The sequence below is a fragment of the Sphingobacterium kitahiroshimense genome (genome assembly GCF_025961315.1).
Taxonomy (GTDB): Bacteria; Bacteroidota; Bacteroidia; order Sphingobacteriales; family Sphingobacteriaceae; genus Sphingobacterium; species Sphingobacterium anhuiense.
Genome location: NZ_JAOQNK010000001.1, coordinates 982,462 through 1,006,585 on the forward strand (window position 1 = coordinate 982,462; position 24,124 = coordinate 1,006,585).

Genomic DNA, 24,124 nt, shown 5'->3' on the forward strand with positions numbered 1-24,124 from the left:
ATTTTATCCTAAATCAATGCTAATGACGACAATAAATCAGTTATAAAAAAATATTAAGAGAAACATATGACACAATATTTCAGAAACTTTACCATACTTGGACTGATTAAAATAGCTTTCGGTCTGCTTTTCATTGTCATAGGAATTATGGACAGTGAAATATACATCTCAGTTCTTGGAACTATTTTACTTATAACTACCTTAATAAATAAAGGTACTTGCCCAGGAGATGTCTGTTCACCACATCTTAATAAAAGAAGAGTCAATAAATAATGGTCCAAAAAGTTTTCTGAAGCCTATCTTTCTTTTGATAAATAATCGCAGGTGCACTGTACTCTATCCTTACTGGTTGCTATATCTTGTCATGCAGATAGTCAGATATCGTAAATGACTGATATATATTCAAGCCAGACTCTCGAATACCGGCAATCTGTCTAAAACTTAACTGTGATCTACTTTTACCTGTTCTTACAGCTGTAGGATGATTGAGTATATATTCGCGGTGTATTTTCTTTAAATTCATCTGTATAGTTTTTCTAAAAAAATCAATCGAAAAACCCTTAAGAATTTTCCTTCTTACATTTTCTCTGCTATGTCAAGGATCTGCTCGATCACAATTGTGGCAGACTCTTCCTTAAATTCACTCATAAACGCCTATAGTTCGTTTACTTTTGTCGGAACAAAATGCTGTATAACATCATCCACACTATTAAAAAAGTCATTCTAAAAAGAATGACTTTTTTAATAGATTTATTTTTAATAGATTTATTAAACTTTAGCAAAATATGATGCTAAAATAGCTTGAAAGGCCTCCTGCTGAAATATGATAAATTTACGTATTTAACTACTATTTTAAAACGATACGGCTAATTTTCCCGTGGTATGTCCCTTCTCTATTTCTATATGGGCATTAGGGATTTCCTCGAATGGAAATATTTTACTGATATGAGGTTTTAAAAGATCGTTATCTAACAAATCAGCAACATATTGCATATCAACACCATTGGGTAATACCATATTATAAAATATATTGATCCCTTTAAGTTGAAATTCTTCAGATAATGCTTCCGTTACATTCGTCCACAGACTAATCAAAGTTCCGCCTGGCCTTATAATATTTAAGCTTCGAAGTAGATGCTGATCATCTCGAACTCCATCAATAACAATGTCTATGTCATGGATAATTTCTTCAAATTTCTCCTTTTTATAATCAATAAATTCATCAGCTCCAAGTTGAAGCAAAAGATCTTTTTTAGATGCTGATGCTAAGGCAATCACATATGCTCCTGCTTGTTTTGCAAATTGGACAGCAAAATGTCCTACTCCACCGCCTGCCGCGGTAACTAATACCCGATCGCCCGGTTTAATCCCTACTTTATTTAAAGGCTGTAAAGCTGTTAATGCTGCTAATGTTGATACTGCCGCTGTTTCGTGACTTATTTTCTTTGGTTTTAGTGCAAGATGTTCAACGGAGGCGGCTACAAATTCGGCGTATGTCCGGCCAATATAGGGATGGTTTAAGAGACCAAAAACCTCATCGCCTACTTTGAAATTTTGAACTGATGACCCAATATCTACAATTTCACCAGAGATATCCCATCCTAAAACCAAAGGATTATCATTTCCAAATACCCAACTTACATTATTGTTACTTCTAACAATGGTATCTGCAGGATTTATACTGATGGCCTTGGTCTTAATCAACACTTCATCATGCTTTAAAGACGGCACGGGAATATCGGCAAGAGAGAAATTCTCAATTCCTCCCTGTGCACTCAATATCATGGCTTTCATGTGTAATATTTAAGCTGTAATTCCTCCATCCACAACAAAGCTCGATCCTGTAATATAACCAGCTTCTGGACCTGCAAGAAAATTGACCATTGAAGCAATTTCCTCTGGCTTGCCAAGTCTTTTAAGTGGAATGGCATTAATATATGCTTCACGGATTGCGGGATCAGCAGGCATCATATCGGTATCGATCGCACCTGGTTCAATTGTATTAACTGTTATATTACGAGGGGCAAAGTCCCATGCTAAACCTCTACCAAGGCCACCTATTGCCGCTTTGGTAGCCACATAGTCGGCCATATTAGGTCCTCCTATTCGACGGGCACCGACCGAACCAATATTGATAATCCTACCACCATCTGGCATATACTGTTGAACTTTGCGAATTCCTTCAATAACGGAACGAATATTAGTATCAAGTTGACGATTATATGCTAACTCCCTGTCTATCGCTGTTTCAATACTACCAGCTACAACTGTTGCTGCATTATTGACCATTATATCTATTTTTTGATATTTTTCAGCGGCTTGTTCAATTGCAAATGAAACAGCTCCTTGTTTTGCTCCATCTGCCTGTATTGCTATTGCACTCCCTCCTGCACGCTCAATCCCAGCAACAATGTCTTCTGCTATCGCTTGTGAGTTAACATATGTAAATACGACTGAGGCTCCCTCAGCGGCTAAACGTTGTACTATTGCTTGCCCCATGCCACGTGTTCCACCTGTAACAAAGGCAACTTTTCCTTTTAAACTTAACATCTTTTTTTTAATTAAATTTTATATAATAATCTCTCCTATCAGTTTTAATCATAAAAGGATAGCATAGAGATTTTGTTCTTATAACTATGATTATTGAATTTCAATAACCACTTTACCAAAGGCTCCTCTTTTTAAGTGATCGAATGCTTTTGGACTATCTTCAAATCTGTATATGGCATCGATAACCGGTCTAATTTCATGAAGATCAATATAGGAACACATTGCTTCTAAGCTTTTCCTGGAACCGACTCCTATACCTAATAATGATGATCGTTTGGATAGTACTTTAAAGATTGGCAAAGTCGCATCCGCAGCCTCTAATACGCCCACAATTGCAATTCGACCTTCTTGTGCTACTGCATCTAATGATTTTTGAAGATTTTCGCTACCGGCCATTTCAATGATAAGATCGGCACCACGTCCTGAAGTCAACTGTGATACATTATGTTGCCAGTCTTCATTATTAAACCGATTTATTCCAGCGGAAATACCTAAACTTTTTGCCCGGTTTATCTTGTCGTCACTGGAGCTTGTTAAAAGAATATTGGCACCAATACTAAAGGCAAATTGTGCTGCAAAAAGCGAAACCCCACCTGTTCCTTGAACAACTAGTGTTTCATTTGACTTTAACTTTCCTTTTTCAAAAACCGCCATCCACGCAGTGAGTCCTGCACATGGTAAAGTTGCAGACTCAACAGGAGATAAATTCTTGGGAGCAAGTGATAACCAGTCTTCAGGTAAACAAACGTACTCTGCAAGGACTCCTGGCCCCATCCCACCCAAGGAGGGCGCAATATCTGGTGATGGTGCAGGTCCCTCAATCCATCCGGCTATATTTGTAGAAATAACTTTATCATTAATTTTAAATCTGCTAACCCGGCTACCGATCTTGACAACGGCACCCGACATATCAGAAGCTGGCACGAATGGAAAGGCCAAAGGCATACCCATACCATTACTGGTAACCAAATGATCTCGATAATTTAAAGAGACCGCAGCTGTTTTGACCAATACTTCCTTAGGTCCGGGTGTTGGAACCGGAACTGTATTCAGCTTCAAATTATTTAATCCGAAATCACTTAGCTCCCATTGTTTCATCAAATTTGGAATATTCATTTCTGTATTTTTTTTCAAAGTTATCTCGAATTTCATCTGGTTTTCTTGATACTATCACTGATGATATTGGTAAGGTGACTTTTACAGAAGTACTAAATAATTCCTGATATAAGTTTAGAAGATTAAATGAAAGATTTTGAGGGAAAATTATAATGTTCCACAGTATGGATTTGGAGTGTTTTTTTTTTAAAATTCACAGGCAAGTGGTATTTGAATATCATTTTACACTGGAATTACAAATTATAAAAGTAAGCTTTGAAGGATGAAATAGTTCTCTAGATTTATGACATTTACAATGGTATGGAAGCAGCCTTAGTAGTTGCTGAATGAAAAAACATGCAGGAACTTGCATCTATAATAACCAAAATTTGAAGAATGCAGTATTAAAAAATGATTAATTACTACTTTTAAATTATTTACAGTTAACAAGAGTAATAGTAGTAGAAGTTAATTAAATCTAACGTAGTGATTCAATAATCATAGCGCGATGTTTTTTTCCCCATGCAATTAGATTCATGATAAGAGTACCATATTCTTTTGCATATTCTGTGAATTCATATTCAGCTACCCCGATATCCGCATTCATGATACGTGAGATTAACTTATTATCTTCAAGCTCTTTAAGATTCCGGGCAAGCATTCTGGTCGTTAGATCTGGAATACTTCTTTGGATATCCATAAATCTTTTATTTCCATTACAAATGGAATAAATGATGGGAAGTTTCCATTTACCCCCTATAACGTATATCGTATCTTGCAAAGCATTTATATCCTGCTCTTCAATAACAATTTTTTTCATCTTGATAATATTTGATTCTACTAATTTATAAAATAAATAGTCCTTTATCAGTACTGTCCTAAATAAATTTTAGTGCATAAAAAATCTAACATTAGCGTCAAATAATGCAGGTTTAGCTGTTTGAAAAAAAAGTAACCCTACCCTTTCGCTTAAAAAAGCACAAACTGTCCCTCTTTATTAGGAGGTCTTCCTGAAATGAACGGAGCATCGGCCCATTTCCATAGGTCTATTTTTACAAAAATATTTAATCGTATAAAGTTGACAAGATTCGATAGATTCCAATCGTATTTAACCTTCTTTTGAATATACTTGAAGAGCAATATTCCGATCAATGCTGTCCATATTTGTATATACACCGCATTTTGGGATGTGCCTACAAAACTGGTAACCTTTAGTTTCTGTTTTAAATGTTTGAAGAATGTTTCAATCTCCCACCGTTCCTTGTAAAGAGATGCTACTGTCTTGGGTTTCCAACTAAAATTGTTTGTTAAGAACTCATAAACTACGTTTTTAGTGCTGTCCAAAACACGAACCTGACGTATCTTCTTTCCTTCCATACCATACCTTAGGTGATCCAAAAAGCTCGATGGTCTGATCTTCAATTATTCCACCTTTCATTAGAGCCTCACTCCTAATTGTTTTGATCACAGTGTACTTCATGTTGGATTTGCTTGTTGTAACAAAGAAACAGCCATTGCTTTCCAAAATGTTCATACATTTAGTCCTAGATTATCCATATACTGAACCTTTAAAAAATTAATTATTTTCATTATATTTAAGTTATTATTTAACCTAAATATTTTAAATTACCTATTTCCCATATTCAAGTAAATTTTAATGTGCAACAATATTTAATAATAATCTCAAAAATGAGCAGATTACAAATTTCGTTAACTTACTAATGTTTTGGATTTTACAAAATCTTATCTATATTTGTATAATATTATTACCTTTTTTAGGTAATGAAAAATTTTAATAATGAGTATCACTTATTCTAATAAAATAAAAAAGAAGTTTTCATCAGCAGCTGAGATCAAGAAAGCATTTGGGGCAATGGCAAAAAAAGTGCAGGCACGATTGGACGATATTGAAGCATCGCCCAATCTCAATGTACTGACACAGATTCCAGCAGCTAACTGCCATGCTCTTTCGGGAAATCGAGATGGTGAATGGGCTGTGAATATTTCACCTAATCATCGTATGATTTTTGAAATAGATAACGATCCTATGCCGCTCACGCTAACTGGTGAAATAGATAGAATAAAAGTGACAGACATTCGAATTATTGATACAATAGATTATCATTAATTCTAATAATATATAGATATGAACAAGAACTTAGAAATAGAGAAGGAATTATTATCAAAACCTGGTGATACAATTTTGGAAACATTAGAATTTCTAAAAATGACACAAGCTGAATTCGCAGAGCGGATTGGCAAGACACCCGGTAAGGTAAATGATATGATTTCGGGTAAAGCACCTATTACGGTCAATACAGCTCTTCAGCTTGAAAAAGTATTGGGAATAGATACGCAGTTCTGGTTAAATAGAGAGGCTAATTATCGAGAAAAGATAGCTCGTATTGAGCAAGAAGAGTTTTTAGAAGAATGCATCGACTGGCTGAAAGAACAACCCATCAAAGAATTGAATGCATACGGATATTTATCTTCAAACAAAATTGGGAATGAACTAGCGGAAGAATGCTTAAAATTTTATGGAGTAGCCTCTCCTACTCAATGGCAACATGTTTATGTGGATAACTATGTAAACACCAATTTTAGAAAGAGTAATACGCTAACTGCAGCAGTGAGTAATATGGCTGCATGGTTAAGAATAGGAGAATTAAATTTACGAAAATTAGAAATTCCTGAGTACAATAAAGATGCGTTTAAAAAAATCCTCATTCAAATAAAACGTCTTGCAGAAAACCAACCCGAGGATTTCGCTGACCAGTTGGAATTAATGTGCAGAGAAGTTGGTGTGGCAGTAATCTACTCGAAAAGTCTTTCAAAAGCACCAATAAGCGGCGCTACGAGATGGGTATCGGGAACACCGCTAATACAAATCACAGATCGTTACAAAACTAATGATCACTTTTGGTTTACATTTTACCACGAAGCCGGACATATTCTGCTACATGGTAAAAAAGATGTTTTCATAGAAGATTTTGGAGAGCTCGAAAACGATAAGGATAAAGAACAGGAAGCAAACGATTTTGCTAGGGACTGGCTTATTCCAGATTCTTTTCTAGAAGACATTGAGGGTTCGATAAGTGAAGGAATGATTAGAAAAGTGGCAAAAAAATATGCTATTCACCCTGGAATTGTATTGGGAAGACTTCAAAATTTAAATAAAGTTCCTTATCATTTTGGTACAAACTTGAAAGTGAGGATAAATTTGGATTATTTTATTAAACACTAAAATCAAATATCATGAATAAACCTGTGTACACACCTGTAATAAGATATCGTCAGGAGGAGAAAAAAGTTTTAACTAGTTTCGACTTCGGGGACAAGATCTATCCATATATTGAGATCTTTAAAAAGCTAGAACGAGTACATACTTCGAAGAAAAAATCCGAACCGACTTTTCATGAAGTGCATCTTCCAATACTACGAGATATAAAAAGTAATAAAGTGTTTGTGGATCTTCCCGTACACCTAAAAACATCCACAAAAATGAAAAAAGAAGTTGTTGAGTTTTTAACACAGGTTATTGGTAATAGACTCGAAAGAACATCACATCTAATAGGTTTAAAGTCGCTAAATAATAAAATTATCCCTATTATCAGTACCTATTCCCAAAGAACAGGAGAACCAAATTCGATCATAGCCCAGGAGAATGATTTAAGATCTGTGTTTAATAGTCTAGGCTTTAGAACTTCATCATCGACTTTTGACAATGACATGAAGCAGATAATAAAGGTCGCGAAAGCAGATGATTATCTGTTTGTTGATCTTGAGGAATACTGTCTTGCAAGTGGTGATGATAGATATGCAATTGATTTCATGTTAGATTTCGTTAAGTCATTCAAATCATGTCCTGTGATTATTTTAAACAGCCCTATTCATCATACGACGACAAACTCAGGTTTGGAACATGGAATGCGAATCGAAAAAGCAGATAATTCTCTACAATATTCGTATAAATCTTATGGAGCAAAGGGTTTTGGGGATTATGCTGGTTTAAAAAAAGATGTACTAGAAGGTGGTGGTAGAATTAGTCCTGGATTTATATTCTATGATGCTGTTGAAAATTCATACTATGGGTACAAAGGACTAAAAAGGAAACAGGGTGAACTTGAGGATTTTCTTGATATAATTATTCCTAAAGTTTTAAAATCAGATGCAGTAAACAGGATGTTAATATCTGCTGAACGGTATTTGGATAATGTCAACCCTGGCTGGAAATTAATAAATGAAATGTTGACAGGCATTGAGAATCCTAAAAGTCAATCAAAATTTAAACGTATTTCTATGTTACATTATTTATACTGCATCAATAAAAAAATACAGGCTGCCATCATTTAACTTAATTATAAATTAGTGCTGGTTCTACATTTGTCTTAAAGAAAAACTGTAAATCAATAGGAAGAATATTGGCTGAGTTTTCAACAATAAAATTCCAACGGCTTTTATATCGTTGCTTAAGTGCGTTTTTGAAAATTTTATTGATTTCGATATTGCTAAGGTCATTCATAATATGACTGATATCTACATGACCGAAGTTTTTCAACAACTCCTTTTTAGTAAGTAAGTTTAACTGCTCAGAGGGATCAGTCTTTTTATTGAGAATAGGTTTTCGTAAAATTTCATATCCACTTTTATCAACAGTAATAATTCCAAAACTACGTGGTACGATTTCAAGACATTTAGCCAAATGTCGCTCATGAATAACAATATTATTAAATTCAAATGCACTCACATAATCACTGGACTGTTTGGCCAACTTTGTTAAATTATCGAGACTGGATTTAATTTCAAAGCTCGTCGTAGCATCATCCACAGTAAGGAAATCTACACGGCTATTCTTTACTTTAATTTCATAAGCCGCCACGACATCTCTATTCACAAAAGCCTTGAATAATTTATATTTTAATATCGGTTCACCTTCATAACTATTTAACAATAGATTATTAATTTCTTTATGTAGGTCTAGTTTACAAAATTTACTTATTTTTTTTTCCGAATAAACTAGGTTTAAAAGACTGCGCAACTTGGGAACATAATCTAAAGTATTGTAAGATTTTGCTATTTCTCTTACAATCTTGGAATCAATATTCAATTCGAAAACTTGGTTCATCTAAAAAATTAATAAAGAAATTAAAACGATAACAAATAAAAATACAGCATGTTTTATAGAAATAAAAAAATCCTTAATTTCTTTAACGACTAATTTGAGCTGGAAGGCAAACATACGTAAAAACCCGGTAATTTAACATAACTTATAGAAATGATTGCTCTGCTTTTTACAGCTGTAGGATGATTAAATATATAGTCTTGGTATATTTGCTTTAAATTCATCTGTATAATTTTTAAAAATTAATAGATCAATTAGAAAACCTTTAAGAATTTTCCTTCTAACACTTCTTCGGGTACATCCAGGATCTGCTCAATCACTACTGTCGCAGACTCCTCCTTAAATTCACTCATAAACGCCCATAGGTCGTTTACTTTTGTCGGGACAAAATGCTGTATAACATCACCCACACTATTGCCGGACTTTAGGATATTATATCCTTTCTGCTTTAAGTCCATCAAGATCTTGATTGTCAATGGTACATTCTTCGCAATTAGTATTTATTATTATCTCCTTCTTCCAACAGAGTTGACATTTCGATCTTAAATCCGTTTACCGTAAAGTGAACTTACAGAGCCCCCTCCTGCTTTAATTCAATATTGAACAGGATGAATACGAAAGAATCTCGATCAAACGGTTATCCTATAGTGCGCGCATCCATATTGTTAATAAAAAAGAATTAAAATCAAACCATTTCTAGCTAAGTTTTTCATTATTTGAATTGTCAAATTGATAGATGAGTTAAAATAAAAGGTGTTGAATAAACAGAACCTTAAAGTGTAATTAAAGCGCTCAAAAGTGTAATTTTTATTGATATGCCCATAGCTACATTTGTATCGGTGTAAAGATAGCTTAGCCGGCATAAGATATAGCACCTATAACAAATAATTTTAACATAATTTTTTTAAGATGAAATTCATAAAATTTTCTTTACTGACTCTTCCTCTTTTAGTGTGCTCTTTAAATAGTAATGCACAGGAAAGCGCAAAAAGTACATTCAATTTCCCTACTGATCGTAAGATCAATATCGGAGTTTTAGTTTATGATGGTGTAGAGATTGTCGATACGGGTGGTCCTATTGATGTTTTTGTAAAGGCTAATAACTGGAATGGCAACTATAATATTTACACCGTATCGGCAACAGCCAATAAAAATATAGTCATGGACGGTGGAACAGTAAATCTAGTTTCTAAATACAGTATATATGATGCTCCACAATCAGATATATTGGTCATCCCTGGAACATCTCCTGAGATTGTCAAAACGATTTCTGCAGATAAAAAAATGATGAATTGGATTGTCTCACAGAATGAAAAAACCCAAATGACAATGTCTGTCTGTACTGGTGGACTTATACTGGCAAATACAGGCCTGCTTGATGGGCGCTCTGCAACTACACATCACTGGTCAATTGATGAACTGAGATCGCACCCTAAAATAAAAGTGCAGGAAAAAACTCGATTTGTAGTGGATGGCAAATTTTTAACTGGCGCCGGTGTCACTTCTGGTATGGATGTGGCTCTTCAAGCTATTGAATTGATAAACGGTAAAGAAATTGCTGACGATATCGCACTCGGAATGGTTTATGACCGTTATAATACGATGGAATTTTTACCTAAAAAATAACGCAAAATAACAAATGAAGTAACTGCTGACAAATATGACTTGTCAGCAGTTATTCTATTTTACCTTGAAACTGTTTTCTGTGGAATTCCTTCGGAGTTTCACCAGTATATTTCTTAAAAAAGCGGTTAAAATAACTATCCGTTTCAAATCCCAACTCCCATGCCACTTCCTTTGCTGGAACTTTTGACCAGTACAGGAGTCTTTTTGCCTCTAGTAATAAATGCGCATCAATTAGTTGCTTAGGTGTTTTAAGGGTTGATTTACGGACACTTTGATTTAATGTCCGCGTTGTAACATTCAGTCGATCTGCATAGAATTTTACCTGATGTTGTTTATGGTAATGTTGTTTTAGCAACGCTTTAAAACTATCGTAGATGCTTTGAACATTGTGATCTTTAACTGGATACTTTACCGAAAGTCCATAACATTGGACGATCAAAACATTCAATAGGGCTTTAATCAATTCTTCATCGGCATCTTCTTTATCAACTTCTGTCGAAATAATTTTGATGATATGATCCAATTCTTGAAGTTTTTCAAAAGAAATTTGAATGAACGGCCGTGAGAACAACAGATTTACTTTTTGAAGAAATTGATGAGTCTGATCGGCAATAAAATGACTAGAGAATGCGATTGATACTATTTTGCAATTGCTCATGTCAGGATGCGTGTGTACCTGATCAACATCCAGCATTAGAACCGCGGGCCCTGAGAGTTGCTTATTTTCAAAGTCCGAAAGATGACTCACATAACCTTCATACAAAAAGCTCAGGATATAAAAATTATGGGTGTGAGCATCTGAATCTAACTTCATAAAGCGCTCCAATTCTTCTCCTGTAATCAATGAAAACTCATCCCTGAAATTTATACTGTAATTGGGTAATATACAATCCATTTTGTTATTCTTCTAAACATTGGACAGGAAGAAAATCCTGTATTTACTATTTATTCTAAAATGACGGTCAAGTTTTTCAAAACACATCATTTGTCGTTTTTGCATCAGTGCACTTACTAAACTAGGTAACTCAATCCAAAAGTTGCTAATCGTTCCATAGCTCTATATAGCTTACTATTATTTCATTTATCGGATATAAAAGCACCAACGTCCACTTTCCGATAAGAAAAGTAGGAATTTCCGAAAAAGTAGGAATTTCCGAAAAAGTAGTATTTCCGCCACCATATTAATATTGCTTATATCCACTGATTATCAGTATTTCTTACCTTTTGGTATGTAGCTATATCCATCTCGTTTACCTATACAAAGATAACCAAAATACAAATGTGCTCAACATTGAAACATCAATAGGTCCAACAAACCGATTGCATTGTCTAATATCCAAATGATCTCGTCAACTCGGTAGAAACAATATATCACTTATGTAACCAAAGTAGCTGAACTTGTTATTAAATTGATGCATATTTACTAAACCATCTTACAAGTGATGGATATTGCAGGTAAGTTCAATCGGTGGTGGAGCTATTATTCCTTGCCGTTCCGGTTTTAATTTATCAGCTTTGATTATATGTATGACTACATTTCAGAAATTAGCCGGAAGTTATTTATACCATTATTAAGCATACGAATAGTAGTCTACTAACAAAATTTAACAGTTGAAAAATGATAACAAGAGAAAAGCTTGAAGAAAAACAAATTGGAATTTACATTATAACATTAATTATAAGTGTGTTTATTGGACTAAACTGGAATAACAGCCATATCCTTGAAAAAACAATTGAACCTATAATCGGAATTTTGCTTTATAGTATGTTTTGTCAAATTCCATTTTTGGAATTGAAACATGCATTAAAAAGTCGTTCTTTTTTCAAGGCATTATTATTTGGTAATTTTGTACTAATTCCATTATTAGTTTGGATTTTAACTGTCATTTTTCCATTGTCATCAATCATAACATTAGGAGTAATTTTAGTTTTACTAACACCCTGCATTGATTACGTAATCGTTTTTACGCATTTAGGAAAGGGTAACTCAAAGTCAATATTAGCATCAACCCCTTTGCTGTTTATCTTTCAAATGTTATTATTGCCATTATACTTATGGTGTTTTCTCGGGAAAGAAACAATCGACATCATTGAAATAGAACCTTTTATAAAAGCCTTTCTTTATTTGATAATTATTCCATTTATACTTTCTATTGTAACGCAAATAATCTCTAAATCGAATAACCCGGCTGGAAAAGCGATACTTAATTTTTCTGGTTGGTTGCCTGTTCCATTTATGGCTTTCACATTTTTTGTTGTGATTGTTTCCCAAATTGGGGTATTATATAACAATCCTCAAGCAATTTTAAAAGTTGTTCCAATTTATATAACATTTGCGCTCATCGCTCCTTTTATTGGAAAACTTTCGGCTAAACTCTTCAAAGTTGATGTTTATAATTCAAGAGCAATTTCGTTTTCGACAAGTACAAGAAATTCATTAGTAGTACTACCGTTGGCACTTGCACTTCCCGAACCAGAAAATCAATTAGTAGCATCCATCATCGTAACACAGACGATTGTTGAAATTTTCTTTGAACTAATCTATATAAAAGTAATTCCAATATTGACAAAAGAAAGTTTAAAAGAAATTGAATGTAAAAAAAGCTAAAACTACTAAAATTTATTCTAAAATATTTAGACATCAATATGGAAAAAAATAAGAAAGCAAATGAGCTATGGACTGCGAGATGGGACGACAGATACAGCAACGAGGAGTTTGCATATGGTGAAGAACCAAACAATTATTTAAAAAAGCAATTGGCAAAACTAGCCGTTGGATCCATTCTTTTTCCTGCAGAAGGTGAAGGAAGAAATGCTGTATTTGCAGCCAAAAGCGGCTGGAATGTTTCTGCGTTTGACATAAGTATTGAGGGTAAAAATAAAGCGGTTAAACTTGCTAAAAAAAATGAGGTAACCATCGACTACAAAGTGGGCGAATTGGAAACTTTAGGTTTTGAACCCGATCAATTTGATGCAATCGCCCTAATCTATGCACATTTTCCAGCTGATATAAAATCTAACTACCATAAGGCACTGGACAAATATTTGAAAAAAAACGGTACCGTAATCTTTGAAGCCTTTAGCAAAAAACACATTGATTATGTAAGGACAAACGAAAAAGTAGGCGGACCGAAAGACATTGAAAGTTTATTTTCAATAGAGGAAATAAAAGCAGACTTCCCGAATTATGAAATTGTGGAATTAGAAGAACAGGAAATTGAATTAAAGGAAGGACTGTACCACAACGGAACAGGTTCTGTGATCAGATTTATTGGAAGAAAAAAATAAGAACAATGAAAAATTACTTTAGAAACTGGAACTTCATGCGGTTGCTTCGATTGGCAATGGGTATTTTGATCATCATACAAGGGTTTATGGATAATCAGTGGATGTTCGTAGCACTAGGTGGTTTATTTTCACTAATGCCCTTGCTAAATATTGGTTGCTGTGGCACTTCGAGCTGCAGTACATCGTTTCCAAAAAGCAACAAAAAAACAGATGAAATAATATATGAAGAAGTGCGCTAAACGCAGGACTTGATTCTAATCGATTAATTTCCTGATGCAACTGTTGGTTAATAGTATCTTTGACAGATCAATCTTGTTATGTAACTTTTGTTACATAGTGTAGGGATAAGATCATCTACCTTTGTAGGTGATGAATTTCAAAAATAATTGATTATGCTAAATAAGATAAACTTAAAAAGTGCTTTACTCCTGCTTATTTCCCTGTTAATAAATAATAAAATAAACGCTCAAAGCTATTATTTCGAACGTGTATATGATGAAACGCTTGCGCAGGCGAGTTACTTCATCGGAGATTTTACTACAAAAGAAGCAATTGTTATTGACCCCAAGAGGGATATGGATGTTTACTTGAACATAGCTAAAACCAATAATTTCAAAATCACCAAAATATCCGAAACACATATTCATGCTGATTTTTTAAGTGGCGCTCGTGAATTGGCGGCTGCGACTAATGCTGACCTATTATTATCAGACGAAGGCGGTAAAAACTGGCAATATCAGTTCCCTCATAAAGGTCTAAAAGATGGTAACATCATCTCCATGGGGCAAGTTGAGCTCAAAATAATGCACACTCCTGGACATACTCCCGAAAGCATCACTTTTTTGGTCGTAGATACAAAAGTATTTACCACACCAAAAAGGGCAATTACTGGCGATTTTATTTTTGTGGGAGATGTTGGTCGTCCTGATCTTTTGGAAAAAGCAGCCGGACAGATAGGCTCGCAGGAAATCGGTGCAAAGCAACTCTTCGCATCCATTCTAAAATTTTCTAAATTGTCTGATGATGTGGAAATCTGGGCCGGACACGGAGCGGGTTCTTTTTGTGGCAAAACCCTGAGCAATATTCCGCATTCAACATTGAAGGACGAAAAGCTCAACAGTAAAGCTTTTGAATTCAAAAATGATGAAAAGGGTTTTGTAAAATACATTTTGGAAGGACAACCCTCTCCTCCTAAATATTTTGCCGTAATGAAGCAAATGAACAAAGAGAAACGTCCATTGCTTATCGAGGTTCCTGTTCATCAAAAACTTACTAAGCAAGCGCTGCAAAAGGCAATTGAAAACAACCTCCTGATAATTGACACGCGCAACAAAAATATGGTTGCAGAAGGACACATTCCTGGTAGCTTACATATCGAAAATGGAAAGTCTCTTGCTACTTGGATCGGTTCTTTAGTAGATTATCAACAACAATTGGTATTGATTGCTGACGACGATACAACGGAAGATTTAACCCGAAAACTGATGCGTATCGGTATGGACAATATATATGGTTTTGTAACCGCCTTGGACAAGATGAATATGAAACTGGAAAAATCTAATCTGGTAACTAGTACAGAAGTGCAAAAGCATTTGGATAAGAATGATGTGCAGATCATAGATGTAAGAACGGAAAATGAATACGGTAACGGGCACATCAGAGGTGCTGAAAATATCTCCTTGACTACTTTAAAAAACAATCTGCACAAAATCAGCAAAGACAGACCAGTCATCGTTCATTGCCAAAGCGGAGTCCGTGCTGCGATGGCATACTCGCTCTTGAAAAAATCAGGTATTCAGAATATCAAAATGTTCTCCGGAGGAATAAATGAATGGACAGAAAAAAAGATTGAATTAGTCAAAGAAAACTAAAGTATCGATTACAGTGTCACTCCAACCATCAAGGCTATTCCTTTTGACTCTAGATCTACCCTTCCATAACCGATACCGGTAAGGGGCATTTTAAGAAAAGGTTTTATGCCGACATTGATCTTATCACTCACTTTTTTCTCTAATGAGATTGAAAAATCAGCTACACCAAATATGTGCTGATTTTCACCACTGATTTCGTATACGGCGCTTCTTTTATTTTCTGAATTGCCTGATCCTCCATATTCAAAAGTGTATTTTTCCTTTAACATGAAATAACTGGAAAGACCTGCACTAACATTGAACTTGATTTTTTTATTTTTTAAAACAGTATAATTGGCCGTTAAAGGAATATCGATGACATCACATTCGGCATTGACAATACTTGGCATCTCGGTTAAGGTTGGGGGATTTGCAGGTGAATATAAACTGTAGTCCGACCTATAATTTTTCTTTGCATAAGTGGCTCCTAAGGATATACTTAATCTATTGACCACGGGATAAGAATACAGTACGCCAACATTTTCACTTAAAGTCGATTGATCAGATCCTCTTACACTAGATAGATCTGGCCCGGCTAATATACTTAATACGGAGCGGGCATCACGAGGAGCTGCATTGTACTCATTTTTATGCTGTAGCGCCAGTGTGGATTCACTCGTGAAGCTTGGAAAAGTTTCTATTGATGGGTGAAAGCGATATTTCGATCTTGTCATGGGTTTTATTGTCGGGATCGAGATTTCGCTCAATGAACCTGTTGACAGTATCATGTTTTTTGAATTAACGACTTCAATAGACGCAGTACGTTGCCAAGCCTGTGGATGCTGTGCTGATGAGAAAGTTTCGGCTAGTTCCTCATTAAAGATTAATGCTGTTTGCTCTTCTTTCGCACCGCCTTCTCCTTGTAGCTTTCCGTTGAATTTTTCCCGTACCACAGGACTGTCAGTATTCACAGTTTCGAAACTTTCATTTTCATCTGGAACCAATATATTTCTGTCTAAAATAAAGAATACGGTTGCAATAGCAGCTGCACTTGTTACAGCTAAAATAAGCAATCTTCTAACTTTTTTTTTACCACTTTTCTTCTCCAAAAGTGACTGCATATCTTGCCAATGATCTTCATCGAAGTCTAGTTTAGGATCACTTAATCCTTTTCTAAAAAGTTCATCGATCTTGTTCTTTTCCATCAATTATGTTCCTAACTTTTAATTGCTATTGAATTTTGATTTCTTACCATTTCCGCCAATCGTTGTCGTGCCTTATGTAGATTGGATTTTGAAGTGCCTACTGCAATGCCAAGCATACTACCGATCTCTTCATGCGTATAGCCATCGATGGCATAGAGATTGAAAACAGTCCGGTACGTAGGCGACAATTTTTGTACCATCAGCAACAGATCCTCATAATGCAACTTTTGTGTAATTGTTTCATCTGTAATCGGATGCTCATAAGATGCTATATCAACCACAGCGCCCATACGAACCTTGCTCCGGTAGTAATCGATTGCTGTGTTTGTCATGATTTTTCTGATCCATGCTGATATAGGTTTATCAAAATTATATTTTTTTATGTGCTTAAATACCTTAAAAAATCCGTCATTTAATATTGCCAATGCTTCTTCCTTATCGTTTGAATACCGTAGGCATATTCCCAATGCCAGGGCATGGTATAGTTTATAAAGATCTTTTTGGGATCTCCGGTCCTCTATGATGCATCCTTTTATGATTTGGATCGTGTTTTCGTCATGTTCGTTTATCGTCACTCGAGATGCTGCTTTTCTTTGATAAATATAGTGTTAACTATATTACGATGGAGAAATAAAAAAGGTTGCCTTGGTAAATTATTTTTTTTAGATCTCAGGCAACCATCTTCAGAATAGCACCGTATTGATTAATAAACTACACTAAAACTATTGATCATGAGATCCAACAAAACCAAAATGAAAACTGCCATGATGGCAACCGCGCTATTAACCATTTTTTCATCCTGCTCTAAAGACAAGGTTGAAAATCCTGAAAATAATACGAAAGGTATGCAGACATCCCAAGATGCTAAATTCGGCACAATTCTTACTGACAGCAATGGAAAAACATTATACTTTTTCTCAAATGATACCAAGGGCTCTTCAAGTTGTACCGGAAACTGCTTGACAGTCTGGCCAATTTATTACAGTGGTGATATAAGTAGCGATGTGAAGATTGATAAAAGCCAATTAGGTGAAATCACGCGGGCTGACGGTAAAAAACAAAGTACCTACAGAGGTTGGCCTCTTTACTATTATGTTGGCGATAACAAATCTGGCGAAGTACAAGGTGATGCCGTAAATAAAATCTGGTATGTTGCAAAACCCGACTACCTACTTATGGTTGCAAACGGGCAACTAAAAGGAGATGACACCAAAAACTATTTAGAAAACTATACCGAAGGACAAGGCAATACAACCTATCTGACCGACGATCAAGGAAGGACATTATATGCCTTTAAACCAGATCGATTTAATAAAAATAACTATACAGCCGCTGATTTTAGCAATGATGCTTTGTGGCCTATCTTCCAGAAAGAAAAAGGTGCACTACCTTCCTTGGTTTCTGCTACAGATATTGCCGTTATTACGGTTTTTGGAAAGAAGCAATTGACGTATAAAGGATGGCCGTTATATTATTTTGGTCAAGATCAACAAAGAGGTGACAACAGAGGGATCAGCTATCCGCGTCCAGGTGTATGGCCTATTGTGAATGATAAAACAACCGTCGCAGCCACAAACTAATCTTAAATCTAATCCCATTTGGTTTATTCCTATTTATTATGGAAATATTAAAATTTAAAAAACCATCATACGATATACGAATTGGTAGGCAGTTCAGGGCTTCTTTAGTATTGCTTGGAATCGCTGTTCTATTTAGCTGTACAAAAAAACAGGCTCAGGAGATTTCTCCTGAGCTGCCTAATGAGACTGAAACCGTAACCGTACAAAACGTGACCTACATTAATTTTGCGAAGGCACTTTTCGAAACAAAATGTAATTCATGTCATGCCACTGGCAGATCGGCGAGCGCACGTTGGACTTTTAACGGGTTTAGTTCTGTTAAAGATCATGCTGCCCGGATTAATAATGTGGTATTGGTCACCAAAACAATGCCGATCGGTTCAACATTGTCCACGAAAGAGATAGAATTATTAGATGCTTGGTTTAAACGTAATACACCTGAAAATTAAACGTTAACTCTTATGAAAAAAATTACTATTTATAGTGTATTCCTGTTTCTGCTTCTGAGCCTTGACGGTTTTGCACAACAGAGCAGTTCCTTTATTTCAAAAGGTGCATCGATCAGCTTTTTCAGTAGTGCAATGCTCGAGGACATTGAGGCTAAGAGCAACTTGGCGGGATCAGCTTTGGATATAAAAACTGGAGATATCTTATTTCGGGTAAAGAATACGTCTTTCCAATTTGATAAGAAACTGATGCAAGAACATTTCAATGAAAATTATATGGAAAGTGACAAGTATCCTGTTTCAGAGTTTAAAGGGAAAATTGAAAATAGTGGACAACTAACCAAGGATGGGAATTATACCGCAAAGGTTTCGGGTACATTGCAAATTCATGGTGTCACCAAAGCTTACGCTACCATGGCGACATTTACAGTCAAAAACTCAATTATAACTGCTGCAGCTAGTTTCGACGTCAGACTTGCAGATCATAAGATTACCATTCCATCTGTGGTTGGAAAAAAAATCGCAGAGGTTGTGAAGGTGAAAATAAATGCCACATATAAACATTAATCTAAAGCATGCAAGGAAATATGAAAAGTATAATATGTACACTTCTATGTGGCATCACGACAGGGGCATTTGCACAGGAGGATCTTGATAAACTGATCGATCTAGGAAACCCGAAGAATGAAAAAGTTACCGCAACATTTAAGTCGGGTAGCTTGATTAATCTTAAAACTACGGAGACTATTCATCGAAATGAACTGGATTTTAAGGTGGATCATCGTTTTGGAGATATCGCAGGAAGTGCTGGTGGTTCCAAAAATTTCTTTGGTCTAGACAACTCTTCGGATATCAGAATTGGTCTTGATTATGGTTTATTGGATAACCTAACAATTGGAATTGCTAGAGCGAAAGGAGCAACAGAAATCAGACAGCTCTATGAGGCTAATCTAAAATACCGCTTTTTGGAACAAACTGTCGATAACAGTGTACCTGTATCCATCGCTTTTTTTGGAAGTACGACCGTATCGGCGATGGAAGCCTCGGAAGATAAAAATTCGGCAGCTAATTTTGATGATTTTAGTGACCGTATGAGTTATGTAAGTCAATTGATCATAGCTAGGAAGTTTAGTCCAGATATTTCTCTTGCATTGGTCCCCACCTATCTTCATCGCAATTTTACAGCTTTTAATGATCAGAATAATATGTTTGCTATCGGAATCGGAGGTCGGGCAAAGGTTAGTAACAGAATCGCGGTCGTTGCAGATTATTTTCTTCCTTTTCGTCAGTCGTCTAAAAAGCAATATCGAGAAAACATAACGGGTCAACGCTACTATAATGCTTTAGGTGTGGGACTGGAAATGGATACAGGTGGCCATATCTTCCATTTAAACTTTACAAATGCAACAGCTATGCAGGAATCTCAGTTTATTAGTGAAACAATCAGTTCTTGGGGTAAAGGACAATTTAGATGGGGATTTAGTATTGCAAGACGTTTTAGTTTTGATAAAAAACCTAAGGAATAGGCTTTAATCTATTACATCTTGCAGGCAGCCTTTGCAGTAACTAAAATAGGTAATTTGCTAATAATATAAAATTCATAAATACGAAAGGCGTTTATCCTTATTATAATTTTCCCGAAAAGTCAGATACTTTTTGGGAAAATTATAATATCAAAACACAAATAACGCAGTGCTAAATTTAACTGCAATTTGTAAAAAAAGTCAAGAACTTTTTACTTGCTAACCAGCTCTTACCGCCTTTTGGGTTCTTGGTCACCAGTCTCAAAATGTTTTCATGCTGCATGTCTATAATAATGCTTTGCTGATTATTTTATTGTTGCTCTTGAATAAAGAAAAGTACAATAACATGGCGAATACAAAAAAAACTATGAACTGATACCATTTTGATACTCATGTAAAAAATCACTTGTTGTAAGTCCAGTCTGTTTTTTAAAGAAACGCATTAAATGGTTGGGTTCTGAAAAATTAAGCTGATAGGCAATCTCTGCAACGGTAAGATTGGAATGAATTAGGTAATCTTTGATCTCTATCAATAAACGTTGCTTTAGCAAATGGGTCGCTGTAACATTAAATTGATTTTTGACCGCTTTATTAAGAGCAATGCGATTAATATGAAGAAGATCGGTATAATCACTTATACGCTGCTTTTCTTTGATGTGAATTTCAATCAATTGCTTAAACGCGAAAGCATCATTTTGCTCATTTTTCTCTACTGCCAAATGATTTATCTGACTATATTCTCGGTTTAGTTTTTGAAGCAGATAATAAATCAATGAACGGATAATATGTACACTGTCAATTCTAGTCCTTACCAATTCCGATTTTATTTCAGCAAGAAGAGAGAAATACCTTTCCATAAGTGCATCATCGATCTGCATATTCAAGGGACATTCCAACTGATAAAAGTATAATAAACGATAGGCAAATAACTTGTCTGAAAAAAAATCATTCAAAAAGTCCTCTTGAAAAACTAAAATTACAAAATCTAAACCTTCTGGATTTAGGTTCCATTCCCGTTTTTGAAAAGGAGACAGAAATATAATACTGTTGTCGCTGATCTCTATTTTATGATGATTCAAAATAACATGACCGCTTCCCTTTTTAATAAAAGCGATTTCAAGGTAATCGGTGTCGTATATTCCACTATTAAGATAGCTTTCTTTAACTTCATCTGAAGGCAAAACATTAATGAGAAAATCAACGCCACATTCTGTTTTATGAAATTTTACGGTTCTCAATTTATTTTCTTTTAAACAAATGTACTAAAAGTTCTTTTCCAATTTTTTTCACACATTGCAGAATTGACAACATGGTATAATGTAGTGTAAAAAAAGACCGGTGAAGAACACCTTTAAAAAAAATATATTTAAACCCCAAACCCACTTTATTGAGTGGGTTTGGGGTTTACGTCTTTTGATAAGACTCTGATCCTTTTTTTAACAATGCTATGTCACCTAAAGTGATAACGTAATAACTTCTGTATCTTGAGGGACTATCAATTTATCTTTACCGATCTTCAACTCGGAAGCTTTCTGAATTAAAGAACTCCTTGTTGTACGGCAATGGTCCAATGCGTCCATGTGTACTGCAATAACTTTTGCATGACCACTTTCACGGATGAGAGCCATTGTCTGTTCTTCGTTCATAATAATCGGAACATTTTCAAATCCTTTTATAAGTGCTCCTCCGGAATTAACAACGATGTAATCTGGCTTATATTTTTTAATATTTTGCTTGATATCATCTGTCCAGATTGCATCTCCAACAATATATACCGTAGGTTGGTTTTTAGCTTCTAGGATAAATCCAGAAGTCTTGCCCATCATCTTCAATACCTCACCACTTCCGTGTTGGCCTTCTAGACGATGGATTTTAATCCCATTCCATAGTTTAGTGTCATTGAGAACGGTTGCATTACTAAAACCTTCCTTGTCAAAGAAATCTTTATCTGCAGGTTGGATCATCAATTCGATCGATTTGTTAAGGGTTTTACTCGCCACTTTATCAAAGTGATCTTCATGACTATGGGAAACAAGCACTAAATTAACATCTTTAACAATCTTCTCAACTGGCATTTTCAGCTCAATCGTTGGATTGCGTTGGATTCCCGCCCAAGAATCGATAGCTCCTTTTGGAGATAACATCGGATCAACAAGAATTCTCTGCCCACCATACTCTATAAGTAAAGTGGCATTTCTAACTAACTGAATGGTAGGCTTCGTACCTACGTTGGATTGTCCAAACACAATTGCGGCTAATAACGTAAACGTAACTGCCAGAAATATTTTTTTCATGTTTTCTTTATTATTATTTAAAACACCACACTAATTGACTTGTTCGTGTAGTAATATCATTGCAAAGGTCAAGATATTATGTTATTGATCTGCTACCATAATATCACTGGTTACTACCATTTTGATACCGTTCTCTATACTGTATTTTTTATACCTTGAATTTTCAAAAAGATTTCGGCAAAAATAGCCCACTCTATAGATTTCATTTTTCTAGATGGCATTACGCTAAAACTATTGATTGCTACAGACTCAGATTGGGCATATGGTATGCATCTGCTATCAGTTTTGCAGAATGCAGTATCCCTTCGAGAGAATGACCTAAATTGGCTATCATCAATTCATCTGCCCCTGAAATCTGCTGAAAGTGATTTAGCTTACTTACGACCTGGTCTGCAGTTCCATAGATCATTTTATGGTTCCAACCGTCCAATATATACCTTTCGGAATCACTGTACTTATAATTTTTTAATTCTTGCGGAGATGGAATTATATATGATTGCCTGTTCATCATTCGGAGCATACTATGTGATACCGAATATGACTGTGATTTGGCCTCTTCTTCATTGTCTGCTGCATAAACTGAAAAGCAGGCAATAGTGTAAGGACTGTCAAGTACTTTTGAAGATCTGAAGTACTTTCTATAAAGTTCAAATGCGGCCAACATGTTTTCAGGTGCCAGTTGCGCAGCAAAGGCAAATGGTAGTCCTAACTTTCCTGCCAATTGCGCAGAATAACCGCTAGATCCCAATAGCCAAACTAATGGACTTTCAAAAGATCGTGCAATACCGTTTTCAAGATCTTGACCGGGTCCAGGAACTGCAAATACCTTGCCCTTGTAAGGATGTCCCAAAGGAAAAGCATCTTCAAGAAAATGGAGTAACTCTGTCAACTGTTCTGGAAAATTTTCAGCTCCGAACTGCTCACGACGGAGTGCTGAGGCTGTAAGCTCATTGGTCCCCGGTGCACGTCCTATTCCAAGATCGATACGCCCTGGAGCCATAGCCTCCAGCATACCAAATTGCTCGGCAACGACCAAAGGTGGAAAGTTTGGTAGCATCATGCCACCAGATCCTAATCTTATTTGTTGTGTTTCGCCGATCAGTCGGGAGAGCAACATCGCAGGTGAAGAGGTAGAAACAGCGGGCATGCCGTGGTGCTCAGCTACCCAATAACGGGCAAAGCCCCGTTTATCTGCAAGTTTAGCAAGCTCAATACTGTTATTAATTGCTTCAATACTTGAATAACCTCTTCCCGTTGTAGCCACATCAAGGATGGACAAGGGCACCGGAGCGCTTCCTTGCTTTTTAACCGAATGAAAAGAAACGGGTATATTATTGGAATTGTCTTTATCTTTATTTTTCATAAACTATTAATTTAGAATATGATGCAAAATTACAAACAGAAAAAAAGCATAGGGTACCAAAAATAATCTGAATACTATCTTTTTGATAACTGAAAATAAAGAGGCAGCCTTGTCAGTAGCCAACAGGCTTCACCACAACTTGCCAAACCAATAAAGAATTACGTTCTTTGTATTCATACTAA

Annotated in this window: 27 protein-coding genes; 12 read left to right on the plus strand and 15 right to left on the minus strand. The window is 35.5% G+C overall.

What is annotated here, in order from left to right; all coding sequences use genetic code 11:
• Positions 1 to 352: 352 nt before the first annotated feature.
• From M2265_RS04355 to M2265_RS04385, 7 genes are all read right to left on the minus strand, one after another.
• Positions 353 to 523, minus strand: coding sequence for a hypothetical protein (locus M2265_RS04355; RefSeq protein WP_165905811.1), 171 nt, complete (start codon positions 521 to 523; stop codon positions 353 to 355).
• 329 nt (positions 524 to 852) lie between these two features.
• The gene (locus tag M2265_RS04360) at positions 853 to 1,794 is read right to left on the minus strand and encodes an NADP-dependent oxidoreductase (protein WP_132767493.1); all 942 of its coding nucleotides are present in this window, start codon (positions 1,792 to 1,794) and stop codon (positions 853 to 855) included.
• A gap of 9 nt (positions 1,795 to 1,803) precedes the next feature.
• Complete coding sequence (locus M2265_RS04365) at positions 1,804 to 2,550, minus strand: SDR family NAD(P)-dependent oxidoreductase (protein ID WP_132767491.1); 747 nt, start codon at positions 2,548 to 2,550, stop codon at positions 1,804 to 1,806.
• Positions 2,551 to 2,640: 90 nt separating this feature from the next.
• On the minus strand, positions 2,641 to 3,702 hold the full coding sequence (locus M2265_RS04370) for a zinc-dependent alcohol dehydrogenase family protein (protein ID WP_207902326.1): 1,062 nt from the start codon (positions 3,700 to 3,702) through the stop codon (positions 2,641 to 2,643).
• A gap of 421 nt (positions 3,703 to 4,123) precedes the next feature.
• Positions 4,124 to 4,465 (minus strand): winged helix-turn-helix transcriptional regulator, encoded by a 342-nt coding sequence (locus tag M2265_RS04375; RefSeq protein WP_132767489.1) that lies wholly within the window; start codon positions 4,463 to 4,465, stop codon positions 4,124 to 4,126.
• Between the two features lie 149 nt (positions 4,466 to 4,614).
• Positions 4,615 to 5,022: a transposase gene (locus M2265_RS04380; RefSeq protein ID WP_165905810.1), complete on the minus strand. Its 408-nt coding sequence runs from the start codon at positions 5,020 to 5,022 to the stop codon at positions 4,615 to 4,617.
• Positions 4,976 to 5,179 (minus strand): hypothetical protein, encoded by a 204-nt coding sequence (locus M2265_RS04385; RefSeq protein ID WP_264599341.1) that lies wholly within the window; start codon positions 5,177 to 5,179, stop codon positions 4,976 to 4,978. Before M2265_RS04385 ends, M2265_RS04380 begins: the two co-directional genes overlap by 47 nt.
• Positions 5,180 to 5,443: 264 nt before the next feature.
• On the opposite strand from M2265_RS04385, the gene M2265_RS04390 reads away from it, so the two are divergent.
• From M2265_RS04390 to M2265_RS04400, 3 genes are read left to right on the plus strand one after another with little or no spacing between them, the layout of a single operon-like run.
• Positions 5,444 to 5,773: a type II toxin-antitoxin system RelE/ParE family toxin gene (locus M2265_RS04390; RefSeq protein ID WP_132767485.1), complete on the plus strand. Its 330-nt coding sequence runs from the start codon at positions 5,444 to 5,446 to the stop codon at positions 5,771 to 5,773.
• Between the two features lie 18 nt (positions 5,774 to 5,791).
• On the plus strand, positions 5,792 to 6,889 hold the full coding sequence (locus M2265_RS04395; RefSeq protein ID WP_132767483.1) for an ImmA/IrrE family metallo-endopeptidase: 1,098 nt from the start codon (positions 5,792 to 5,794) through the stop codon (positions 6,887 to 6,889).
• Positions 6,890 to 6,900: 11 nt separating this feature from the next.
• Positions 6,901 to 7,998: a beta family protein gene (locus M2265_RS04400; RefSeq protein ID WP_132767482.1), complete on the plus strand. Its 1,098-nt coding sequence runs from the start codon at positions 6,901 to 6,903 to the stop codon at positions 7,996 to 7,998.
• Between the two features lies 1 nt (position 7,999).
• Here M2265_RS04400 and M2265_RS04405 read toward each other — a convergent pair whose 3' ends face one another.
• Both M2265_RS04405 and M2265_RS04410 read right to left on the minus strand, forming a co-directional pair.
• Positions 8,000 to 8,770, minus strand: coding sequence for a sce7726 family protein (locus M2265_RS04405; protein ID WP_132767480.1), 771 nt, complete (start codon positions 8,768 to 8,770; stop codon positions 8,000 to 8,002).
• Between the two features lie 251 nt (positions 8,771 to 9,021).
• Positions 9,022 to 9,225, minus strand: a complete 204-nt coding sequence (locus M2265_RS04410) for a hypothetical protein (protein ID WP_132767478.1) — start codon at positions 9,223 to 9,225, stop codon at positions 9,022 to 9,024.
• 451 nt (positions 9,226 to 9,676) lie between these two features.
• On the opposite strand from M2265_RS04410, the gene M2265_RS04415 reads away from it, so the two are divergent.
• The gene (locus M2265_RS04415; RefSeq protein WP_132767476.1) at positions 9,677 to 10,393 is read left to right on the plus strand and encodes a DJ-1/PfpI family protein; all 717 of its coding nucleotides are present in this window, start codon (positions 9,677 to 9,679) and stop codon (positions 10,391 to 10,393) included.
• A 49-nt stretch (positions 10,394 to 10,442) separates the two neighbouring features.
• Here the strand turns inward: M2265_RS04415 and M2265_RS04420 are convergent, their stop codons facing one another.
• Positions 10,443 to 11,288 (minus strand): helix-turn-helix domain-containing protein, encoded by an 846-nt coding sequence (locus M2265_RS04420; protein ID WP_132767474.1) that lies wholly within the window; start codon positions 11,286 to 11,288, stop codon positions 10,443 to 10,445.
• Positions 11,289 to 12,011: 723 nt separating this feature from the next.
• Here M2265_RS04420 and M2265_RS04425 point away from each other — a divergent pair.
• The 4 genes from M2265_RS04425 to M2265_RS04440 all read left to right on the plus strand — a co-directional run bounded on the left by M2265_RS04425 (position 12,012) and on the right by M2265_RS04440 (position 15,552).
• On the plus strand, positions 12,012 to 13,001 hold the full coding sequence (locus M2265_RS04425) for an arsenic resistance protein (protein ID WP_132767472.1): 990 nt from the start codon (positions 12,012 to 12,014) through the stop codon (positions 12,999 to 13,001).
• Between the two features lie 38 nt (positions 13,002 to 13,039).
• Positions 13,040 to 13,681, plus strand: coding sequence for a class I SAM-dependent methyltransferase (locus tag M2265_RS04430; RefSeq protein ID WP_132767470.1), 642 nt, complete (start codon positions 13,040 to 13,042; stop codon positions 13,679 to 13,681).
• 5 nt (positions 13,682 to 13,686) lie between these two features.
• A complete protein-coding gene (locus tag M2265_RS04435) occupies positions 13,687 to 13,920 on the plus strand; it encodes a hypothetical protein (RefSeq protein WP_132767468.1) in 234 nt (77 codons plus the stop codon).
• A gap of 153 nt (positions 13,921 to 14,073) precedes the next feature.
• Positions 14,074 to 15,552, plus strand: a complete 1,479-nt coding sequence (locus tag M2265_RS04440; protein WP_132767466.1) for an MBL fold metallo-hydrolase — start codon at positions 14,074 to 14,076, stop codon at positions 15,550 to 15,552.
• An 8-nt stretch (positions 15,553 to 15,560) separates the two neighbouring features.
• Here the strand turns inward: M2265_RS04440 and M2265_RS04445 are convergent, their stop codons facing one another.
• Positions 15,561 to 16,736, minus strand: coding sequence for an outer membrane beta-barrel protein (locus tag M2265_RS04445; protein ID WP_132767464.1), 1,176 nt, complete (start codon positions 16,734 to 16,736; stop codon positions 15,561 to 15,563).
• Positions 16,737 to 16,747: 11 nt separating this feature from the next.
• Entirely contained in the window at positions 16,748 to 17,311 is a 564-nt protein-coding gene (locus tag M2265_RS04450) for an RNA polymerase sigma factor (RefSeq protein ID WP_206368227.1), read from the minus strand.
• Positions 17,312 to 17,467: 156 nt separating this feature from the next.
• Here M2265_RS04450 and M2265_RS04455 point away from each other — a divergent pair, with 156 nt between their 5' ends.
• Genes M2265_RS04455 through M2265_RS04470 form a run of 4 tightly spaced genes read left to right on the plus strand, consistent with a single transcriptional unit; the run spans position 17,468 to position 20,288 of the window.
• Positions 17,468 to 18,316 (plus strand): hypothetical protein, encoded by an 849-nt coding sequence (locus tag M2265_RS04455; protein WP_132767462.1) that lies wholly within the window; start codon positions 17,468 to 17,470, stop codon positions 18,314 to 18,316.
• A gap of 38 nt (positions 18,317 to 18,354) precedes the next feature.
• Positions 18,355 to 18,765, plus strand: coding sequence for a hypothetical protein (locus tag M2265_RS04460; protein ID WP_132767460.1), 411 nt, complete (start codon positions 18,355 to 18,357; stop codon positions 18,763 to 18,765).
• A 12-nt stretch (positions 18,766 to 18,777) separates the two neighbouring features.
• The gene (locus M2265_RS04465) at positions 18,778 to 19,329 is read left to right on the plus strand and encodes a YceI family protein (RefSeq protein ID WP_132767458.1); all 552 of its coding nucleotides are present in this window, start codon (positions 18,778 to 18,780) and stop codon (positions 19,327 to 19,329) included.
• Positions 19,330 to 19,349: 20 nt separating this feature from the next.
• Complete coding sequence (locus tag M2265_RS04470) at positions 19,350 to 20,288, plus strand: DUF5777 family beta-barrel protein (RefSeq protein WP_237682712.1); 939 nt, start codon at positions 19,350 to 19,352, stop codon at positions 20,286 to 20,288.
• A 362-nt stretch (positions 20,289 to 20,650) separates the two neighbouring features.
• On the opposite strand, the gene M2265_RS04475 is transcribed toward M2265_RS04470, so the two are convergent.
• The 3 genes from M2265_RS04475 to M2265_RS04485 all read right to left on the minus strand — a co-directional run bounded on the left by M2265_RS04475 (position 20,651) and on the right by M2265_RS04485 (position 23,942).
• On the minus strand, positions 20,651 to 21,523 hold the full coding sequence (locus M2265_RS04475; protein ID WP_132767454.1) for a helix-turn-helix domain-containing protein: 873 nt from the start codon (positions 21,521 to 21,523) through the stop codon (positions 20,651 to 20,653).
• A 216-nt stretch (positions 21,524 to 21,739) separates the two neighbouring features.
• Entirely contained in the window at positions 21,740 to 22,579 is an 840-nt protein-coding gene (locus M2265_RS04480; RefSeq protein ID WP_132767452.1) for an MBL fold metallo-hydrolase, read from the minus strand.
• Positions 22,580 to 22,820: 241 nt separating this feature from the next.
• Positions 22,821 to 23,942 (minus strand): LLM class flavin-dependent oxidoreductase, encoded by a 1,122-nt coding sequence (locus M2265_RS04485; protein ID WP_132767450.1) that lies wholly within the window; start codon positions 23,940 to 23,942, stop codon positions 22,821 to 22,823.
• Between the last annotated feature and the right edge of the window lie 182 nt (positions 23,943 to 24,124).

What these genes read in the sequence shown, in the direction of transcription:
- M2265_RS04415 (WP_132767476.1), top strand. Translation starts at nt 9,677, where the DNA reads ATGAAATTCATAAAATTTTCTTTACTGACTCTTCCTCTTTTAGTGTGC.
- M2265_RS04375 (WP_132767489.1), bottom strand. Translation starts at nt 4,465, where the DNA reads ATGAAAAAAATTGTTATTGAAGAGCAGGATATAAATGCTTTGCAAGAT.
- M2265_RS04455 (WP_132767462.1), top strand. Translation starts at nt 17,468, where the DNA reads ATGAGATCCAACAAAACCAAAATGAAAACTGCCATGATGGCAACCGCG.
- M2265_RS04380 (WP_165905810.1), bottom strand. Translation starts at nt 5,022, where the DNA reads ATGGAAGGAAAGAAGATACGTCAGGTTCGTGTTTTGGACAGCACTAAA.
- M2265_RS04360 (WP_132767493.1), bottom strand. Translation starts at nt 1,794, where the DNA reads ATGAAAGCCATGATATTGAGTGCACAGGGAGGAATTGAGAATTTCTCT.
- M2265_RS04480 (WP_132767452.1), bottom strand. Translation starts at nt 22,579, where the DNA reads ATGAAAAAAATATTTCTGGCAGTTACGTTTACGTTATTAGCCGCAATT.
- M2265_RS04425 (WP_132767472.1), top strand. Translation starts at nt 12,012, where the DNA reads ATGATAACAAGAGAAAAGCTTGAAGAAAAACAAATTGGAATTTACATT.
- M2265_RS04355 (WP_165905811.1), bottom strand. Translation starts at nt 523, where the DNA reads ATGAATTTAAAGAAAATACACCGCGAATATATACTCAATCATCCTACA.
- M2265_RS04435 (WP_132767468.1), top strand. Translation starts at nt 13,687, where the DNA reads ATGAAAAATTACTTTAGAAACTGGAACTTCATGCGGTTGCTTCGATTG.
- M2265_RS04460 (WP_132767460.1), top strand. Translation starts at nt 18,355, where the DNA reads ATGGAAATATTAAAATTTAAAAAACCATCATACGATATACGAATTGGT.
- M2265_RS04365 (WP_132767491.1), bottom strand. Translation starts at nt 2,550, where the DNA reads ATGTTAAGTTTAAAAGGAAAAGTTGCCTTTGTTACAGGTGGAACACGT.
- M2265_RS04470 (WP_237682712.1), top strand. Translation starts at nt 19,350, where the DNA reads ATGAAAAGTATAATATGTACACTTCTATGTGGCATCACGACAGGGGCA.
- M2265_RS04400 (WP_132767482.1), top strand. Translation starts at nt 6,901, where the DNA reads ATGAATAAACCTGTGTACACACCTGTAATAAGATATCGTCAGGAGGAG.
- M2265_RS04485 (WP_132767450.1), bottom strand. Translation starts at nt 23,942, where the DNA reads ATGAAAAATAAAGATAAAGACAATTCCAATAATATACCCGTTTCTTTT.
- M2265_RS04370 (WP_207902326.1), bottom strand. Translation starts at nt 3,702, where the DNA reads ATGAAATTCGAGATAACTTTGAAAAAAAATACAGAAATGAATATTCCA.
- M2265_RS04465 (WP_132767458.1), top strand. Translation starts at nt 18,778, where the DNA reads ATGAAAAAAATTACTATTTATAGTGTATTCCTGTTTCTGCTTCTGAGC.
- M2265_RS04445 (WP_132767464.1), bottom strand. Translation starts at nt 16,736, where the DNA reads ATGGAAAAGAACAAGATCGATGAACTTTTTAGAAAAGGATTAAGTGAT.
- M2265_RS04390 (WP_132767485.1), top strand. Translation starts at nt 5,444, where the DNA reads ATGAGTATCACTTATTCTAATAAAATAAAAAAGAAGTTTTCATCAGCA.
- M2265_RS04385 (WP_264599341.1), bottom strand. Translation starts at nt 5,179, where the DNA reads ATGAACATTTTGGAAAGCAATGGCTGTTTCTTTGTTACAACAAGCAAA.
- M2265_RS04440 (WP_132767466.1), top strand. Translation starts at nt 14,074, where the DNA reads ATGCTAAATAAGATAAACTTAAAAAGTGCTTTACTCCTGCTTATTTCC.
- M2265_RS04405 (WP_132767480.1), bottom strand. Translation starts at nt 8,770, where the DNA reads ATGAACCAAGTTTTCGAATTGAATATTGATTCCAAGATTGTAAGAGAA.
- M2265_RS04395 (WP_132767483.1), top strand. Translation starts at nt 5,792, where the DNA reads ATGAACAAGAACTTAGAAATAGAGAAGGAATTATTATCAAAACCTGGT.
- M2265_RS04410 (WP_132767478.1), bottom strand. Translation starts at nt 9,225, where the DNA reads ATGGACTTAAAGCAGAAAGGATATAATATCCTAAAGTCCGGCAATAGT.
- M2265_RS04430 (WP_132767470.1), top strand. Translation starts at nt 13,040, where the DNA reads ATGGAAAAAAATAAGAAAGCAAATGAGCTATGGACTGCGAGATGGGAC.
- M2265_RS04420 (WP_132767474.1), bottom strand. Translation starts at nt 11,288, where the DNA reads ATGGATTGTATATTACCCAATTACAGTATAAATTTCAGGGATGAGTTT.